We start from the raw sequence: 18,187 nt of genomic DNA on the forward strand, positions 1-18,187 counted from the left end.
GTATCGTAATTGCCTCGAGGAGGCACCCGTGCCCAACGAACCGGCCGTCGAGGATATCGGCCGACTGCAACGCTCGAGCCGGGACACCACCACCGTCCCGACGCTGATGTCGCAATGGCTCTCGACGGTGCTACCCGGCGGCGTGACCCCGGACGTGACCGTGGAGAGCGGCGTCGACTCGACCGGCATGTCGTCGGAAACCATCATCTTGACCGCCCGCTGGCCCCAAGACGGCGAGACGGTGGAGCAGAAGCTGGTGGCCCGGGTCGCACCGACCGCGCAAGACGTCCCGGTGTTTCCGTCGTACCGGCTCGATCACCAATTCGAGGTGATGCGTCAGGTCGCCGAGCGAACCGACGTTCCGGTGCCCCGGGTGCGCTGGCTGGAATCCATCGGTGAGGTGCTCGGCACGCCGTTCTTCTTGATGGATTACGTCGAGGGCAGCGTGCCGCCCGACGTGATGCCCTATACCTTCGGCAACAACTGGTTTGCCGACGCTCCCCCCGCACGTCAACGCGAACTGCAGGACGCGACCATCGAGATCCTCGCCAAGCTGCACTCGATCCCCAACGCGGAGAAGACATTCGGATTCCTGACAGAAGGGCTGGAGGGCGATACCTCGCTGCGCAGGCACTTCAGCTGGGTGCGGTCCTGGTACGACTTCGCGGTGCCCGACATCGGCCGCTCGCCGCTGCTGGAACGCACCTTCGACTGGCTCGAGACACACTGGCCACACCAGCAGGCGGCCGGCGAACCGGTACTGCTGTGGGGCGACGCGCGGGTCGGCAACGTGCTGTACCGCGACTTCAAGCCGGTCGCCGTGCTGGACTGGGAGATGGTGACGCTGGGTCCACGCGAGCTCGACGTGGCCTGGACCATCTTCGCGCACATGGTTTTCCAGGAACTGGCCGGCTTGGCTACACTGCCGGGTCTGCCCGATGTTTTGCGCGAGGACGACGTCCGTGCAACGTATCGGCGGCTCACCGACGTGGAACTCAGTGATTTGCGGTGGTTTTACGCGTATTCGGGGCTGATGTGGGCGTGCGTGTTCATGCGCACCAGCGCGCGACGCGTCCACTTCGGCGAGATGGAAAAGCCCGATGATCCCACCACTTGCCCAGAATCGCTGTTCTATCACGCCGCATTGCTGAAAAGACTTATAGGAGAAGACCGATGATCGGACCGCTCGACGAGTTCCCGGTACACCAGATCCCCCAGCCGATCGCCTGGCCGGGTTCGTCGGACCGCAACTTCTACGATCGCTGCTACCTCAATGCCCACGACCGCACCGGAAACATCTTCTTGATCACCGGGCTCGGCTACTACCCCAACCTCGGCGTCAAGGACGCGTTCGTATTGATTCGCCGCGGCGATGTCCAGACCGCGGTCCACCTGTCCGACGCCATCGATCAGGACCGGCTCAACCAGCGCGTCGGCGGCTACCGCATCGAAATCGCCGAGCCGCTGCGCAGGCTGCGGGTGATTCTCGAGGAAACCGAAGGCATCGCCGTCGACCTGTCCTGGGAGGGGCTGTTCGACGTGGTCCGGGAGCAGCCGCACCTGCTGCGTTCGGGCAACCGGGTGACACTTGACGCGCAGCGGTTCGCCCAACTGGGCTCCTGGAGCGGGCGAATCCTCGTCGACGGTGAGGAGATCGCCGTCGACCCGGAAACCTGGATTGGCTCTCGCGACCGGTCCTGGGGCATCCGACCCGTCGGTGAGCCGGAACCTGCGGGCCGGCCGGCCGACCCGCCATTCGAGGGCATGTGGTGGCTGTATGTGCCGATGGCGTTCGACGAGTTCGCCATTGTGCTGATCATCCAGGAGGAGCCCAATGGGTTCCGGTCGCTCAACGACTGCACCCGGGTGTGGCGCGACGGCCGCGTCGAGCAGCTGGGCTGGCCGCGGGTCAGCACCCGCTACCGGTCTGGCACCCGCATTCCCACCGGGGCGACGATCGAGGCATCCCGGCCCGACGGCACGCCGGTCCGCTTCGAGGTCGAGTCGAAGCTGCCGGTGCCCATCCATGTCGGCGGCGGTTACGGCGGGGATTCGGACTGGCTGCACGGCATGTGGAAGGGCGAGAAGTTCGTCGAGCGGCTGACCTACGACATGACCGATCCGGCGGTCATCGGGCGCTCCGGCTTCGGGGTGATCGACCATGTGGGCCGGGCGGTGTGCCGCGACGGCGACGGCGACCCGGTGGAGGGTTGGGGTCTTTATGAGCACGGCGCGCTGGGCCGCCACGACCCGTCGGGCTTCAAAGACTGGCTGACCGTGGCGCCGTAGCTTAGCGCCGCCGAACGTGGAGTTATTGCACGCAATTAACGGAAAAGCGTGTCATAAGTCCACACTCGGCGGGCGTTCAGCTTAGGCGGATTGCGCTTCGTCGACCTCTACCCGGCCAAATACCATCTGGTCCTCGATCGGCCGCAACCGGTGGTCGAGCACGTCGCGCAGGAAGTCGTGGCTGACCATCCAGGGCCGGCGGGTGCCCGACTTGGGCAGCACATCCAACGCCCGCAGCACATAGCCCGCCTGCAGATTCAGCGTCGGCTGCTCGCTCATGTCGGTCTCGTTTAGGTGCGGATAGGCGTGGGTGTAGCCGTGAGCATTCATGTATTCCAACAGCTTTGCCACCGCACGTGCGGTCATGTCGGCCCCCAGCGTCCAGGACGCATTGACGTAACCGACGCACCACGCCGCGTTCGGGACGTCCTCGAGCAGGTGCCGCTTGTACACGAAGCGGTCGTGCGGGTTGACCTTTTCGCCGTCGACGCTGAGCGTGATTCCGCCCAGCGCCTGCAGCTGCAACCCGGTCGCGGTGATGATCACATCGGCATCCAGGTGCCGCCCCGACTTCAGCGCGATGCCGCTGGCGTCCACATGGTCGATGTGGTCTGTGACCACCTCGACGGCGCCGTCGGCGATCGCCTTGTACAGGTCGGCGCCCACCAGGAAGCACATCCGCTGATCCCACGGGTTGTACGGCGGCTTGAAATGGGTGTCGATGTCGTAGCCGGCGGGCAGGTTGCGCTCGGCGATGCGGCGCAGGTGTCGTTTCATCACCTCCGGCGCCCGCCGCGACACCTCCCACAGCAGCACCCCGACCAGAGCGTTGCGCCAGCGAATGATCCAGTGGGCGACCCTGCGCGGCAACACTTTTCGAATCCCCACAGCAGTCGGTTCTACTTGCGGCGCGGAGATCATGTAGGACGGCGTGCGTTGCAGCATCATCACGTGCTCGGCTCGTTCGGCCAGCGACGGGATCAGGCTGACCGCCGTCGCGCCGCTGCCGATCACCACGCACCGCTTGCCGGTGCAGTCCAGCGACTCCGGCCAGTGTTGCGGGTGCACCACGTCGCCGGCGAAGTTTTCGATCCCCGGAAACGGCGGTTTGTAGGGATGGTCGTAGTCGTAATAGCCGGTGCCGAAGAACAGGAACCGGCAGCGGTAGGTCTGATCGGAGCCGTTTTGTTCAGCCCGAATCGTCCAGGTGTCGGTGCCCGAATCCCAGTCGGCGGACCGGACGTAGGTGTTGAACCGGATGTGCTCGTCGATGTGGTGCTTGGCAGCGGTGTCGGCGAGGTACTGCCAGATGTGCTCGCCGTCGACGATCATCTCCGGGCGGGTCCACGGCTCCCAGGGGAAACACAGTGTGTAGATGTCGCTGTCCGAACGCACGCCCGGGTAGCGGAACAGGTCCCAGGTTCCGCCGAGCTGTTCGCGCCGTTCCAGGATGGTGAAGCTCAGCCCCGGGTTGCGCTCCCGGATGCGATACGCGGCGCCGATCCCGGATATCCCGGCACCGATGATCACCACGTCGAAGAACGGGTCCGCAGTCATCGAAAGTCTCCTTTCACCCTCCAGGGTAGGTGCGCAGCCCACGATGGGGTTGACTAACAAGCATGCCCGACGCCACCTGGACCACCGACGTGGTGGTGATAGGCGCCGGTTTCGCCGGGCTCAGCGCCGCCCGAGACCTCGTGCGCCGTGGCCACGACGTGCTGGTGCTCGAGGGTCGCGACCGGGTGGGCGGGCGCTCGCATACCGGTCATGTCGCCGGCATCCCGGTCGACATGGGCGGCACATTCGTCGGCCCGACCCAGGACGCGGTGCTGGCGCTGGCCGCTGAGCTCGGGATCCCCACCATCCCGACCTATCACGACGGCGCAAACCTGATCCGGTGGCGCGGCATGATCCGCTCGTATCGCGGCACCATCCCGAGGCTTTCACTGGGCGGGTTGCTCGATATCGGTCGGGTGCGTTGGCAATTCGAGCGCATCGCCCGCAACATCCCGTTGACGGAGCCGTGGACCGCGCGGCGCGCGGCCCGGCTGGATGGCCAGTCGCTAGGCGGCTGGCTGCGGTCGGTGCACGCCGGCGCCACCTCCCGCGATCTGCTTGCCATCATGGCGCGGGTGACGTGGGGCTGCGAGCCCGACGACGTGTCGATGTTGCACGCCGCCCGGTACGTTCGGGCGGCCGGCGGCCTGGACCGGCTGCTGGACGTGGAAAACGGCGCGCAGCAGGACCGTTTCGCCGCGGGTACGCAGCAGATCGCCGAGAAGATGGCGGCCGAACTCGGCGACCGGGTCGTGCTGGACGCCGCGGTAAGCCGCATCGACCGGCACGACGGCGGGGTGACGGTCGGCTGCGAAAAGGGCTGCGCCAACGCCCGATTCGTCATCGTTGCGATCCCACCGGCGCATCGAGCGGGTATCGAGTTCACACCGCCGCTGCCCCCCGAATACCAGCAGCTTGTCACATGTTGGCCGCAAGGCCGCCTGTCCAAGGCGTATGCCGCCTATCCCACCCCCTTCTGGCGGGCCGACGGGTACTCCGGTGAAGCGCTCTCCGACGAAGGCCCGGTGTTCATCACCTTCGACGTCAGCCCGCAGCCCGACGGGCCCGGTGTCCTGCTGGGATTCGTCGATGCCCGCGGCTTCGACGAGCTACCCACCGATCAGCGCCGCGAGCGCGCGCTGGACTGCTTCGCATCGCTGTTCGGCGAGCAAGCGCTCAAACCGCTCGATTACGTCGACCATCGTTGGGGCGCCGAAGGATTCGCGCCGGGTGGGCCGACGGCGGCAGTGCCGCCCGGCTCGTGGACACGCTACGGGCCGTGGCTACGCCGTCCGATCGGACCCATCCATTGGGCCGGCACCGAGACCGCCGACGAGTGGACCGGCTTTCTCGACGGCGCGGTTCGCTCGGGGCAGCGGGCAGGCGCTGAGGTTGCCGCGCGGCTATGAGCTGATACGCCGGCTGCCGGCGACCGATTCGGCGAGGGCCCGTAGCTCCCGATTGACTTCGGCGGGGCGTTCCAGCATGGCGCAGTGCCCGCCGGGCAACACGACCAGTTCAACCAGGTTGGGCGCGGCCGCCGCGATCCGTCGGGATTGGCTCAGCGGCGTCAGCCGATCCCGTTCGCTGCCGATGACCAGCGTCGGGACCGTCAAGCCGGACAGACTGATGTGGCGCGACCCGATCGCGTCGACCAGCGCCTTGCCGCAGCCGCCGCGTCCCGCCGGCGAGGTGGCGTCGAACAGTTCGTAGATGAGTGCGCCGACGTGGGGTTCGGCGTCGGCCCCCACCGCCAGCAGGGAGATCATCTCGCGGGTGGCGCGCTCCACCGCGGGCGGCACCGCGAACGAGCCGAAGATGTTCACCAGTGCGCGCGCACCGAACACCCGGACCGCCGCGAACGGCGCCGGCACCGGCAGGAACCGCACCTCGCGCAGCAGATCACCGGTGGTGGTGTTGATCAGCGCCACGCCGTCGGCGCGCGCCTCGACCTTGTGGCGGTATAAGTCCGACCACGCGGCGATGGCCATGCCCCCCATCGAATGCCCCGCGATGATGGCACGCTCGCCCGGCGCGAGGGTGCCCTCGAGCACGGCGTCCACGTCAGCGGCGAGGTGATGGAGGCTGTAGTTACCGCGCGGCGGAAGGCCGCTGCGTCCATGGCCCCGATGATCGAACGCGATCACCCGGTAGTCGGCGGCCAATTCGGCGATCTGATAGGCCCAGACCCGAATGGCGCAGGTGATGCCGTGCGCCAGCACGATCGGATAGCCGTCCTCGGGCCCGAACACCTGGGTGTGCAGTCGGGTGCCGTCTGCGGATCGCACAGGCACGGTTCGAGCGGGCGGCAATGCCACCGGCAAGGAGGAGGTGCGAGCCGATCGCCGAGAACCCATCGCCGCTCCCCTCGGATGCGGCCCCGTCGCCGCCTGGTGAGTCTAACCGGGCGAATACCCCGAACGGCGCAGAACATCTCCGGTCCGGACGTTTCGTTTGACATCCCGGACGGGTATAGCATTACCGCAGGTCAGTGCCGTTCTGCCGATTTGGAAACCCACCCGCCGCGACACCCCATAGACTCGCAACCGTCGGGGGGAAGCGGGCTGAAGAGGAGCGAATAACCATGGCCACCATCGAGAAGGACGCCGAGGCGACCACACCGTCCAAGCAGGACTTTGAGAAGCAGGTGGCCGCCGTACAGCGATACTTCGACAGTCCGCGCTTCGAGGGGATCATTCGGCTGTATTCGGCGCGCCAAGTCGTTGAGCAGCGCGGCACCATCCCGGCCGACTACACCGTGGCCCGGGAGGCCGCCGAAGCGTTCTATCCCCGGCTACGCGAGCTCTTCGACCAGCGCAAGAGCATCACGACCTTCGGCCCCTACTCGCCGGGGCAGGCCGTGACCATGAAACGGATGGGCATCGAGGGGATCTACCTCGGCGGCTGGGCAACCTCGGCCAAGGGCTCCACCACCGAGGATCCCGGGCCAGACCTGGCGAGCTATCCCCTGAGCCAGGTGCCCGAAGAAGCCGCCGGCCTGGTGCGCGCCCTGCTCACCGCCGACCGCAACCAGCAATACCTGCGGCTGCGCATGACCGAGGAGCAACGCGCAGCGACGCCGGCCACCGACTTCCGCCCATTCATCATCGCCGACGCCGATACCGGTCATGGTGGTGATCCCCACGTGCGCAACCTGATTCGCCGCTTCGTGGAGGCGGGCGTGCCCGGCTATCACATCGAGGACCAGCGGCCCGGCACCAAGAAATGCGGCCATCAGGGCGGCAAGGTTCTGGTGCCGTCCGACGAACAGATCAAGCGCCTCAACACCGCCCGCTTCCAGCTCGACGTGATGGGGGTGCCCGGCATCATCGTCGCCCGCACGGACGCCGAGGCCGGCAACCTGATCGACAGCCGCGCCGACGAGCGCGACCAGCCGTTCCTGCTCGGCGCCACCAACCTGAAAATCCCGTCGTACAAAGCCTGTTGGCTGGCCTTGATGCGGCGGTTCTATGAGCTGGGCGTCAAGGAGCTCAACGGCCACCTTCTCTACTCGCTGCCCGACGGCGAATACGCCGCCGCCGATGCCTGGTTGGAGCGGCACGGCATCGCCGAGCTGATCACCAAGGCCGCCAAGGGTTGGCAGCAGAACGGCCAGCAGTCGGTCGACGCGGTGTTCGACGACGTCGAGGCGCAGTTCGTCGACGCCTGGGAGGACGACGCCGGGCTGGAGACCTACGGCGAGGCGGTGGCCGAGCTGCTCGAATTCGCCGAAAGCGAGGACGAACCGCTCGACATGACCTCCGCGGAGTGGCGGCAGTTCGCCGCGCGCGCGTCGCTCTACGCCGCCCGGGAAAAGGCGAAAGAACTTGGGGTGCTGGCCAAGTGGGACTGCGAGCTGGCGAAGACCCCGGAGGGCTACTACCAGGTTCGCGGCGGCATACCGTATGCGATAGCCAAATCGCTTGCCGCGGCGCCGTTTGCCGACTTGCTCTGGATGGAGACCAAGACCGCGGATCTGGCCGACGCGCGGGAGTTCGCCGAGGCGATCCATGCGGTGTATCCGGACAAGATGTTGGCGTATAACCTCTCGCCGTCGTTCAACTGGGACACCACCGGCATGACCGACGACGAAATGCGCGCCTTCCCTGAGGAACTCGGCAAGATGGGTTTCGTCTTCAACTTCATCACCTACGGCGGTCACCAGATCGATGGGCTCGCCGCCGAGGAATTCGCCACTTCGCTGCGGCAGGACGGCATGCTGGCGCTGGCTCGCCTGCAGCGTCAGCTGCGTTTGGTCGAGTCGCCGTACCGCACACCCCAGACGCTGGTCGGCGGGCCGCGCAGCGACGCCGCGCTGCTGGCCTCCTCGGGGCGCACCGCCACCACCAAGGCCATGGGCAAGGGTTCCACCCAGCATCAACATCTGGTGCAGACCGAGGTGCCGCGCAAGCTGCTGGAGGACTGGCTGGCGATGTGGAGCGAGCACTACCAGCTCGACGAGAAGCTGCGCGTTCGGCTGCGTCCGCAGCGCGCCGGCTCGGAGCTGCTCGAGCTCGTGATTTATCGCGAGGGCAGCGACGCCGACGAGAAGCTCGCCAACGTGATCTTCGCTCCGTTCCAAGACCGGCGCGAAACCACCATCCTCACGGTGCGCGACCAGAACACCTTCGAAGAAAAGTTGCGGCAGAAGCGCCTGATGACGTTGATCCACCTCTGGTTGGTGCACCGGTTCAAGGCCGACGCGGTGCACTACGTCACGCCCACCGAGGACAACGTTTATCAGACCGAGAAGATGAAGTCGCACGGGATCTTCAGCGACGTGCACCAGGAGGTCGGCGAGATCATCGTCGCCGAGGTGAACCATCCCCGCATCGAGGAGCTGCTGGCATCCGACCGTGAGGCGCTGGGCCGGTTGATCCGCAAGGAAGACTAGGACCCGACGAGGTTCATCGGCGGCGACCCGCTGCGCCCGGCTCCGCCGCGCTTGCGATCGCCACCAACTCCGGGTGGAACTTCGCCGCCATGCGGCGCATCCCGTCGCGCCAATCGACGGTGGTTTCCCCGACGAGTTCGCGCATCAGGCTCGCGTCGGTTGGGTTGCCGCGCAGCGCCTCTGCGCTTTCCTCGAAGACGGGTTCCTTGCCGACCAGCGAGCCGAGATGGCCGCACCAGTCTTGGAGGCTGACGGTCTGCTCGCCGCACCAGTTGACCGTGGTCGCCGGGACCGACGCCACCTCGAGCAGTTTGGGGATGGTCGCGATGATGTCGTCCTCGTGGATCGGGTTGTAGCGGGCCGGCCCGCCGGGCGGAACCGGGATCGCAATGCCGGCCAGCATCATCTCCATGTGGTAGTACGGCCATCCGCCGTTGTCGCCGTAAGGGACGTTGAGCCGGGCGATGGTGGTGGGGACGCCGAGAACGCGCGCCATCGACCGAGCGACGACCTCGCCGGCGATCTTGGAGATGGAATACGTCGGGAACAAGAACTTGTGATTGTCGCCCAGGGCGGCGCGTTCGGCCCGGGGTTCGTCGTCCGGCGGATCGTAGACCGCCGCTGAGGAGCAGTGCAGGAAGGCTTTTGCGCTGCGGCAGTGAGCCATCAGCGGGCCGACCGACTCTGCGTTGGCCGCGAGGTCTTTGTCCCAGTTGCCGCTCTTGGCCACCGCGAAGTTGAGGACGTAATCAAAGTCGGTGGGGATGCCGGTGAACTCCCCGGCCGCCAGGTTGACCGTGTGGCATCGCACCCCCGCGTTTTCGAGGCGTCCACGAGCCGCGGCGTTGGTGAAGCGGGCAATGCCCCAGACCTCGTTGTCAGCCGCGAGCGCCTCGGCAATGGGTGTGGCGACCTGGCCTGTCGCACCGGTGATCAGGATCTTGGAGCCGCGCATGCGCCGATGGTAGGCCAGCCGCTATGGGCGCATCTCATAGGCGCCGTCGTAGGCCTTGACCTGCTCCCAGACCCGATCGAAGCGGTGCTGGTCGACCACCGGTTTACGCACTGCGGCTATCGCCCAGTCTTGTTGTGCCGAAGTGGAACTCGGCTTCCCATGCATGGCGACGGCGTGTCCGGAGAAGTCACGTATCTGGACGTCGAAGATTTGGTCCACCAGCTCGTGGTCCAGGCCGATCAGATCGGCCTGCTCGAGAATCAACTGGCCGTAGACGACGAGAGTAAACAGGTGCCCGAGGACGAGGAGGAAGTCGAGGTCACGCATCTGATCGGCGTCCGGCGCGGCGCTGACCAATAGCTCCCTGAGCGCTCGCGCCTGTTCGTAGAAGAGCGCCACATTTGGTATGCCCGAATACTTTTCGTAGACCGCGGTCCAATCAGCGAACTGTACCTTCGAGGCGCCCCGCGCCGGGCCCTGCGCCCAGAAGAAGACGTCATCCGCCGGGTCGTCGCGGGTGCCGATTTCCGGGTACGCCGCCGGGTTGAGCATGTAGTTGGGCATGAATTTCAGGATTTGCGCGACGTTGACGTGCACGGTGCCTTCGAGCCGGGGCAGGGCACCGATGAGCCGCGCGACCTCGCTGAAGTAGGTGTTCTTCTCGAAGCCTTTGGCGGCGAGGATATCCCACAGTAGGGTGACGACCGCCTCGCCTTCGGACGTGACCTTGGACTTGGTCACCGGATTGAACAGCAGGTAGCGACGGTCGTCGAGGCTGGCGCTGCGGAAGTAGTCGATCGCGCGGTCGCTGAACAGCTTCATCGCGATCAACCTGGCGTAGGCGTCGACGAAGCCAGCGCGCACGTGGGGGAAGTCGGTGACTGGGTTGCCATAGAGGATGCGGTTGTTGGCATGCGTGATCGCCTCGTAGAAAGCGTGCTCGCACATGCCGATTGAGCCGCTGCACAGGTTGAACTTGCCGACGTTGACGGTGTTGAGTGCGGCCGAGAACGCCTCGGGCCCGGCGCACAAGATGTCCTCCTCATGCACCGGGTAATCGTTGAGCCGGAAGTTGCTCACATACATCTGGCCGTGCACGACGTTGCCGACCAATTCGTAGTTCGGGTGGCCGCTGTCAGCGACGAACCACACGTAACCGTCGGCGCCCTCGACGTCGGTGCGCCGCGAGAACACCGACACCATGCCTGCGACGTTGCCGTTGCCGATGTAGTACTTCTCCCCCGACGCCCTGAACACGACTCCCTCGTCGTCTCCGTCGCGAGCGGGTGTCAGCAGCATGTCGGTGTTGTAGATGTCCGCGCCGTGCTCGCGTTCGGAGAGGGCGAACGCCATCACACCGCCCGCCTCGAGTTGTTCGGCCGCGCGCTGTTTGGCCTTGATGTTCTCGCTCTGCCAGATCGGTCCGAGGCCCAGGATCGTGACCTGCTCGGCATACCAGTACGCCAGGCCGTAGAAGCCGAATATCTCGCTCAGTGCGGCGTTACGCGAGGTGTCCCAGCGCTTGTTCGGGTCGCCCCCGCCGTACTCCGAGGGCGTCAGAAAGGTCGCGAAGATCCGTTCCCGTTTGATGAAGTCGAGGAAGTCTGACACCCACACGGCCTCGAGGTCGTCGCGGAGCAGCTTCTGTTTGCCGCGCTCTTCGAACCAGTCGATCACGGCGCGGAGTTGACGCCGCGTCTCGGGATCGAAGTGCGACGGGTCATAACGATTCGGGTTGAAGAGCAGTCCGCTGGAGTTGGCCATGGCGTGGAATCTAGCCCTCGCCACCCGTACGACGCCGAACTTCGTCGCAGCCGATAAAATCCCTCGGTAAACTGGCACCAGTCAGTTCCGCAAGAGGGATTTCGTCGAGGAATGGCCTCGGGAGCTACGCGAGCGATGGAGGAAAATTGAAACGTCGGGTATTCAGCGCCATTCCCGCGGCCGGTTTCGCAATAGCATTGATGACTTTGGCCGCGCCTCTTTCTCACGCACAAACTGATATCGAAAATTCCTGTAAGAACTCGGGCGGCCAGTACACGTCGGAGGAGGTAGCCCCGCATTGGGGTGCCGCCCCGACTCTTATCGAGACCTGTTGCACCGGCCCGAAATGCACTACGTACCGCGACGGGGTGCCGGGGCCCACATACGGCGGTTAAGGCGGCATGCAAACGGCCCCCGGAGTGATCTCCGGGGGCCTTTTACCTGGTAGGTGGTTGGGCGGCTTGCCACGGCTTCGGACGGCGGCGTCACCGCGGCGCACGAAGTACCTCGCTTGGAGAGCGGCCGAACTCCCGCCGGTAGTCGGCCGCGAACCGGCCGAGATTGCCGAAGCCCCACCGGTATGCGACGGCTGCCACGGTCATCCCTTCCTCGACTGATGACTGCCTTAGGTCGGCGTGCGCCCGAGCGAGACGGATCGACTTCAGGTATGCCATGGGAGTCGTGTCCAGGTGCTTGCGAAACGCCTCCTGGAGGGCGCGAGTGCTCAACCGTGCTGCCGCCGCGACGTCACTGATCCGGATGTCCTCGGCTACGGCGTCCTCGATGTACGCGATCGCACGACGAACGGCCGGCGGTTTGACATCCCCGCTCGAACCCGCATCGACCGCATGAAAGACCCCTGAATAGGCCTCGACGATGCTCGCTACCAACATCCGACGCATCTGGGCACGCAATAGCGGCGCGGACGTCAGTAGCCCAGTCGGCACGGCATCCCGGAGCAGAAAGCGGATGACCTTGTCGACTGCCGTCCTTCCTGGCGAGGATGGGCGTCGGCTCACCGGGATGCTGATCGGGCCTGGCTCATCCATACCGCTGAGCTCCGCGATCGCCGTTTCGAATTCTGCGCGAGGAAGCCGCACGTTGAAAACCGCGCAGTTGTCTTCCCAGCGCAGGTGATAGAAGGTGTGAGCGTCCATGACCAGGTGGTCTCCGGGTGACAACATCCGTTCCCCACTTTCGGCACGAACCCCCAACCGCCCGCGAATCGGTTGCGATATCTGCACGAAGTCGCAAAACTTCAGCGGATCGACCGTCGTGGTGCTGGGCCCATAGGACAGGTAGTACACGCCAAGATCACTGGTGCCCCCCTCCGCATGCCGCGCACGGAACGCCGACACCTCGCCGTGAATAGTGAGGCGGTGGGCGGGGTAGGTAGGCGTCAGCTGGATTCGAGCCTCGTTTGGGTCAGACGTGTCGGTCCGGATGCGAAGACCGGCGATCATGTTCGCTCCCGTTGGGGTCACAACCTCAGCGACGAAACGATCGAGCAGGCGCTTCGATCCGCGTCGCGTCAACATAGAGATTCTATGTTTTATCTGGGAGCGGCATGCATGTCGGGGGTGCACCACTGCGGTGACTCTCGTCACGCCCGCCGACTACCCTTCGGCGAAGTCACGGGATTTCGGCGTATTCGACCGGCGCAACCGGTCGTCGGGCGGCCGCACGCGGTGGCCTGGAACGGATCAGTCGGGGCCACCAGAAGAATGGCCCGAGCAGGCGGGCGATCGCCGGTGTGATGAACGACCGCACGATCAGCGTGTCGAGCAGGAGCCCAAGGCCGATGATGGATCCCATTTCCCCGACCGAGAGCAATTCGCCGGAAACCATCGCCATCATGGTGACGGCGAACACCAGACCGGCCGTGGTGACCACTTTGCCAGAGTTGGCGACCGCTCGGATCAGCCCGGTGTTCAACCCGGCTCTACTTTCTTCGAGGTAGCGGGCAACCAGCAGCAGGTTGTAGTCCGAACCGACCGCCACCAACACGATGAAGCTCAGAGGCAGGCCCAGCCAGCTGAGTGGGATCCCGAGCAGGTGCTGCCAGATCAGGACCGACAAACCGAACGCTCCCGAGTACGAAAACGCCACGGTTCCGATGATGACCAGCGACGCTACCAAGCTCCTTGTGATGAGGAGCATGACCAGGAAGATCAACGCGAATGCGGCGGTGGCCGCGATGATCAGATCCGTTTTTGTCGCATCCTGGATGTCCCAGTACGTCGCCGCGGCGCCGCCAAGGTAGACGCGCGATCCGGCGAGCGTGGTGCCCTTCAACGCCTCCTTCGCGGCAGGCAGGAGTGTCTGATCATGCTTGATGCCGTCGGGGGTCAGGGCTTCACCGTCGTGGTAAATCAGGTATCGGGCCGTTTTGCCGTCCGGGGACACGAAGAATTTCAGGTCGATCTGAAAAGTGGGGTTGCTGAACGCATCTGGCGGCAGATAGAAGAACTCGTCGTTCTTCGAACTGTCGAAGGCGTAGCCCAGATCCATCATCTGCCGGCTGAGCTCATCCAGCTGGGTCAACTGAGGTTCTATCGTGCTGCGTTCGGTCAGAATGAGCTGGTGTAGTTGGTCAAGTTGGTCGGCGCTCTGGCCGATCAGCTGGACGAGCTGCGGCGTCACCGCATCCTGAATCAGCGCGGCTTTGAGATTCTTGCCCATTTGGTCCGCCAGCTGGTCGACCTTGTCGGTCAATTCGAACAGCGAACGCAGCGACCAGCAAATCGGGATGTCGAAACAGTGTTTCTCCCAATAGAAGTAGCCTCGGATCGGTCGCCAGACGTCGTCGAAGTCGGCGAGGTTGTCCCGCATCGAATCGGTGACGTCTTTCATGCCTTGGGCGGCTTCAGCGGCAATATGGGTCGCTCCGGCCTGTTGCGACGTCAACTCCTGCTGGTGACGTAAGAGGCCCGTCATGCGGTCTGTGACGGAGGCTATGTCCGTGAGCCGATTGTTCAGGTCGGTCAGGAACGGCAGCAATTCTTTGATTTTCGTTCCCATCGTGCCGATGGTGTAGGTGAATGACGAATGTTCGAGGGGGGTGCCCAACGGCCTTGTGACACTCTGAATCATTCCCACACCCGGGGTGTGAAAAACAGTGCGTGCCACCCGATCTAGCGCGATCATGTCCGTGCTGTTGCGCATGTCGTGATCCGACTCCACCATCATCATTTCGCTGTTCAGCTTGCTGGCCGGAAAGTGCCTGTCGCTTGCGGCATACCCTTGCTTCGATGGGGCGTCATCGGGGATATAGATGCGGTCGTCGTAGTTGGGGCGGTATGTGGGAAGCGTGATCGATCCAACGAGCACCACCACACAGCTCGCCAGCAGGATTCGCCCCGGCCAGCGTACGACCAGCGTTCCGACTTTGCGCCAAATGCCCGCCCCGGCTCGACGCTTCGGTTCGAAGATGCCTACGCGGCTGCCCAGCGCCAGCACGGCCGGACCGAATGTCAGCGCGGCTGCGACTGTGGTGAGCATGGCCACTGTGCAGGGAATGCCGCATGTATTGAAGTAGTTGAGCCGGGTGAATTCGAGGCAGAACGTCGCGCCCGCCACTGCGAGACCTGAGCCGAGTATGACGTGAGACACGCCCCTTACGGCGGTGTAGTAGGCCGTTTCGCGGTCTTCGCCCGCATGCCGCGCTTCGTGGTAGCGGCCGATCAAAAAGATCGCGTAATCGGTACCCGCGCCGAGAATCAGTGAAACGAGAAGGTTGGACGCGATGTCGGCTATGTGGATGAACTTGTGAAATGCGAGGAATGAGACAATGCCGCGCCCGCAGTTCAATTCCATCATCACCATGAACAGGGTGAGCAGCGCGGTCGTCATCGAGCGGTAGACAATCAGCAGCATCACGGTGATGAGAATGATGGTCACGAACATGATCGTGTAGAGGCTCTTGTTGCCGGCCTGGAGCATGTCCGCCGACAGGGGCGCCGAACCCGACACGTAGACCTTTAACCCGTGCGGTGTTGCGGTGTGCGAAATCAGCTCTCGCACCGCCTCGATGGACTCGTCGGACAGCGTCGAACCTTGGTAGCCGGCGACCCGCACCAATGTGTAGGAGGCTTGTCCGTCGCTGCTCTGCACCCCCGCGGCTGTCGATCCTTCGCCCCAGAGGTTCATGACATATTGAACGTGCTTGTCGTGCCGCAGTTTTGCGACCAACTCGTTGTAGAACGCGTGGTCGGATTCGCCGAGTTTGTGGTCGCCCTCCAAGACGACCATTACCATGCTGTTGCTATCGGATTCCTTGAATACTTCCCCGATGTGGATGAGTGCTGTTGCCGACGGCGCATTGAGGGGGACCAGCGGGCTTCGGTTCGCTTTGGTGACGGGCTCGAGCTGCGGAGAGACCACGTTGACCACAACCAGCAGCGCCAGCCACGCGAGCACCACCAACGCCGCGAATTTCCGGATGGTCCTTGCAAAGAATGGCGTGCGCACATCGTTGCTTGCGCTGTGCTTCATGCAGATAGCACCTGGCACCAGACGCCGGCGTGCTCACCCGCGGCCGTATGTTCGGAACGGACCTGGCCGTCAACAGTGATGCGGCAGCCAATGTTTCCCCCTGCCACCTGCGCGGTGATGTCGGCGGTAGCCGTCGTCAACACAGTCGTTTCCGTGTGCGTCCAGGGCAATGCCGTCAGGTCGACCGCGATGGGGTGAGAGTTGACGTCCCAGTAGCTCACCCTCCCCCAGCCGTCCAGCTCACCGAAGACGTCGTATTCGATGCGTTTGGGATTGAACTGAACGACCGCGAACTTGTTGCCCGGGCTTCGAGTTCGGTCCCGGGAGCCGAAGACGCCGTGAGCGGCATGGATGGTGAATGCCGCCAGGGTGACCACGACAGACACGACTGTCGGCAGCCATAGCCTGCTCACTAGTCGACGATTTATGTAATGACTCACTGTTGCGACCCTCCATGGTTCGCGGCAAGGCAGACCTCACGCAGCCGCGGCCAGGCGTGTGATCTCTGCTGAGATGATCTGGGAGACATGGGTCTTCGTACCGAAATGTTCGTAGCAGACGCTGCTTCCCTTCAATCCTGATTGGATCGAAGGCCGACGTTGAAGCAACAGCTAGGTGGTTTCGGCCGGCGAGCCCAGCCTGAAGATCGACTTGAGGGTCTGATAGGCGGCGAGGCCCTCGGGTCCCAATTCTCGCCCGACGCCGCTGGCTTTGACTCCGCCGAAGGGCGCATCGACATCGAGCTGGTATCCGTTGATGCCGATGGTCCCAGTTCGCACACCGCGGGCAATCTCGGTCGCGCGCGCTTCGTCGGACGACCATACAGTCCCGGCCAAGCCGAAATCGGAGTCATTGGCGAGGTCGACGGCTTCGGCGTCGGTTCCGTACGGAGTCACCGTCAAAACCGGGCCGAAGATCTCCTCGCGCGCGATGCGCGCCGAGTTGTCAACGTCAGCGAAAACTGTAGGCGCCGCATACCAGCCGCGCGGCTGATCGGTGGGTGCTCCGCCGCCGGTCACAAGGCGAGCGCCGTCGGCTTTTCCGATCTCGATGTAGCCCAACACCCGTTCGCGGTGTCGTGCACTCGCTAGCGGGCCGATCTCGGTGGTTTCGTCAAGCGGATCACCGACCCGCAGAGATTTCGTCATGTCCGCCAGCGCGGCTACGACCTCGCGGTAGCGCGATTGCGGGGCCAGGACGCGTGTACTCGCGTAACACATTTGACCGTTGTTGGCGAAAGCCGACGTGCGCAGCCCACGCATCGTCAACTCGAGGTCGGCATCGTCGAGGATGATCGCCGCAGATTTCCCGCCTAGCTCCAGCGTCACGGGTCGCATCAGCCGTCCGCACGTTTCGGCGATGACGCGGCCGACCTCACTGGATCCCGTGAACGCTACCTTGTCCACGTCGGGGTGGCTGACCAGATAGGCGCCCGCTTTGCCGCCGCCGGCGGTGACATTCAGTACGCCGGGCGGCAATCCCGCTTCGGCGGCGGCTTCTCCGAAGGCCCTGGCGTCCAGAGCGGTTTCCGGGGCCGCCTTGAGAACCACTGTGCAGCCTGCGGCCAATGCCGGCGCTAACTTCATAGCAGCTAGTACTTGCGGCACGTTCCAGGGAACGATAGCACCCACCACACCGACCGGCTCTCGGCGCACAATCGTGTTTCCTGATGCACTGTGCCGAATTTCTTCGCCATCGGTTTTGCTGATAAGGGCCGCGTAGTAGCGGAGCACCGCTGCTGGCACGAGGCCGTTCATGATCCGGGAAAACGTTATGGGCGAACCTATTTCGCGGGTGCACAACTCGCTGGTCTTTACCGCCCGCGCGGTCAGGGCGTCGGCGAATCGCTCGAGGAGACGGGCTCGGTCAACCGCGGGAGTTGTGCTCCACTCACGCAACGCCCGTCGGGATGCGGCCACCGCGTCGTCGATGTCGCCGATGTCGGCGCTGGGTCCCTCGCCGAGTAGCTGTTCGGTCGTGGCGTCTATTACCGGTTCAACACCGCTGGCAGTCCGAAACCCTCCGTCGATGAACAGTTCGGGCTCACTGATATTCACGAAGCTTGGTCCTTCTTGGGTCATCGTCGATGGCGCCTGAACGAGTCACCTTCGTTCCGGCCGCGGTCCGATGCAAACCTAGGCACCTAGGCCGAGCCGGTCTACCCGAAAAGCGCGGCCGATGGCCGGAAAGCGCGGTCCGCGGACCGCCGCGCGACTTTGAGCCTTGATTGGCTC

At 64.5% G+C, this 18,187-nt stretch carries 12 protein-coding genes; 4 read left to right on the forward strand and 8 right to left on the reverse strand.

Annotation, left to right across the window (positions count from 1 at the left end):
- The first annotated feature begins 28 nt into the window (after positions 1-28).
- Positions 29-1,177 carry a phosphotransferase family protein gene (locus AWC06_RS07060; RefSeq protein WP_085195777.1) on the forward strand — a complete coding sequence of 383 codons (1,149 nt, stop codon included), beginning with the start codon at positions 29-31 and terminating at the stop codon, positions 1,175-1,177.
- Positions 1,174-2,289 carry an Rv3169 family protein gene (locus AWC06_RS07065; protein ID WP_085195779.1) on the forward strand — a complete coding sequence of 372 codons (1,116 nt, stop codon included), beginning with the start codon at positions 1,174-1,176 and terminating at the stop codon, positions 2,287-2,289. The genes AWC06_RS07060 and AWC06_RS07065 overlap by 4 nt, the downstream gene beginning before the upstream one ends.
- 81 nt (positions 2,290-2,370) lie before the next feature.
- On the opposite strand, the gene AWC06_RS07070 is transcribed toward AWC06_RS07065, so the two are convergent.
- Complete coding sequence (locus AWC06_RS07070) at positions 2,371-3,846, reverse strand: flavin-containing monooxygenase (RefSeq protein ID WP_085195781.1); 1,476 nt, start codon at positions 3,844-3,846, stop codon at positions 2,371-2,373.
- 62 nt (positions 3,847-3,908) lie between these two features.
- On the opposite strand from AWC06_RS07070, the gene AWC06_RS07075 reads away from it, so the two are divergent.
- Positions 3,909-5,255 (forward strand): flavin monoamine oxidase family protein, encoded by a 1,347-nt coding sequence (locus AWC06_RS07075; RefSeq protein WP_085195783.1) that lies wholly within the window; start codon positions 3,909-3,911, stop codon positions 5,253-5,255.
- On the opposite strand, the gene AWC06_RS07080 is transcribed toward AWC06_RS07075, so the two are convergent.
- Positions 5,250-6,203 (reverse strand): alpha/beta fold hydrolase, encoded by a 954-nt coding sequence (locus AWC06_RS07080; RefSeq protein ID WP_085195785.1) that lies wholly within the window; start codon positions 6,201-6,203, stop codon positions 5,250-5,252. The genes AWC06_RS07075 and AWC06_RS07080 overlap by 6 nt on opposite strands.
- Positions 6,204-6,430: 227 nt before the next feature.
- On the opposite strand from AWC06_RS07080, the gene aceA reads away from it, so the two are divergent.
- A complete protein-coding gene (gene aceA, locus AWC06_RS07085) occupies positions 6,431-8,740 on the forward strand; it encodes an isocitrate lyase ICL2 (RefSeq protein WP_085195787.1) in 2,310 nt (769 codons plus the stop codon).
- A 13-nt stretch (positions 8,741-8,753) separates the two neighbouring features.
- Here the strand turns inward: aceA and AWC06_RS07090 are convergent, their stop codons facing one another.
- From AWC06_RS07090 to AWC06_RS07115, 6 genes are all read right to left on the reverse strand, one after another.
- Positions 8,754-9,695, reverse strand: a complete 942-nt coding sequence (locus tag AWC06_RS07090; RefSeq protein ID WP_085195789.1) for an NAD-dependent epimerase/dehydratase family protein — start codon at positions 9,693-9,695, stop codon at positions 8,754-8,756.
- A gap of 21 nt (positions 9,696-9,716) precedes the next feature.
- Positions 9,717-11,459, reverse strand: a complete 1,743-nt coding sequence (locus tag AWC06_RS07095) for an acyl-CoA dehydrogenase family protein (RefSeq protein WP_085195791.1) — start codon at positions 11,457-11,459, stop codon at positions 9,717-9,719.
- Between the two features lie 485 nt (positions 11,460-11,944).
- A complete protein-coding gene (locus tag AWC06_RS07100; protein ID WP_169715310.1) occupies positions 11,945-12,922 on the reverse strand; it encodes a helix-turn-helix transcriptional regulator in 978 nt (325 codons plus the stop codon).
- A 169-nt stretch (positions 12,923-13,091) separates the two neighbouring features.
- Entirely contained in the window at positions 13,092-15,953 is a 2,862-nt protein-coding gene (locus AWC06_RS07105; RefSeq protein ID WP_085195795.1) for an MMPL/RND family transporter, read from the reverse strand.
- A complete protein-coding gene (locus tag AWC06_RS07110; protein WP_085195797.1) occupies positions 15,950-16,393 on the reverse strand; it encodes an MmpS family transport accessory protein in 444 nt (147 codons plus the stop codon). The genes AWC06_RS07105 and AWC06_RS07110 overlap by 4 nt, the downstream gene beginning before the upstream one ends.
- Before the next feature lie 171 nt (positions 16,394-16,564).
- Positions 16,565-18,010 carry an aldehyde dehydrogenase gene (locus tag AWC06_RS07115; RefSeq protein WP_372458022.1) on the reverse strand — a complete coding sequence of 482 codons (1,446 nt, stop codon included), beginning with the start codon at positions 18,008-18,010 and terminating at the stop codon, positions 16,565-16,567.
- Positions 18,011-18,187: the final 177 nt, after the last annotated feature.

Source organism: Mycobacterium fragae, from assembly GCF_002102185.1.
GTDB lineage: Bacteria > Actinomycetota > Actinomycetes > Mycobacteriales > Mycobacteriaceae > Mycobacterium > Mycobacterium fragae.

Bases quoted from the DNA above. Each gene is read 5' to 3' on its own strand.
- AWC06_RS07065 (WP_085195779.1), top strand. From the start codon at position 1,174: ATGATCGGACCGCTCGACGAGTTCCCGGTACACCAGATCCCCCAGCCG.
- AWC06_RS07070 (WP_085195781.1), bottom strand. From the start codon at position 3,846: ATGACTGCGGACCCGTTCTTCGACGTGGTGATCATCGGTGCCGGGATA.
- AWC06_RS07075 (WP_085195783.1), top strand. From the start codon at position 3,909: ATGCCCGACGCCACCTGGACCACCGACGTGGTGGTGATAGGCGCCGGT.
- AWC06_RS07080 (WP_085195785.1), bottom strand. From the start codon at position 6,203: ATGGGTTCTCGGCGATCGGCTCGCACCTCCTCCTTGCCGGTGGCATTG.
- aceA (WP_085195787.1), top strand. From the start codon at position 6,431: ATGGCCACCATCGAGAAGGACGCCGAGGCGACCACACCGTCCAAGCAG.
- AWC06_RS07090 (WP_085195789.1), bottom strand. From the start codon at position 9,695: ATGCGCGGCTCCAAGATCCTGATCACCGGTGCGACAGGCCAGGTCGCC.
- AWC06_RS07095 (WP_085195791.1), bottom strand. From the start codon at position 11,459: ATGGCCAACTCCAGCGGACTGCTCTTCAACCCGAATCGTTATGACCCG.
- AWC06_RS07100 (WP_169715310.1), bottom strand. From the start codon at position 12,922: ATGATCGCCGGTCTTCGCATCCGGACCGACACGTCTGACCCAAACGAG.
- AWC06_RS07105 (WP_085195795.1), bottom strand. From the start codon at position 15,953: ATGAAGCACAGCGCAAGCAACGATGTGCGCACGCCATTCTTTGCAAGG.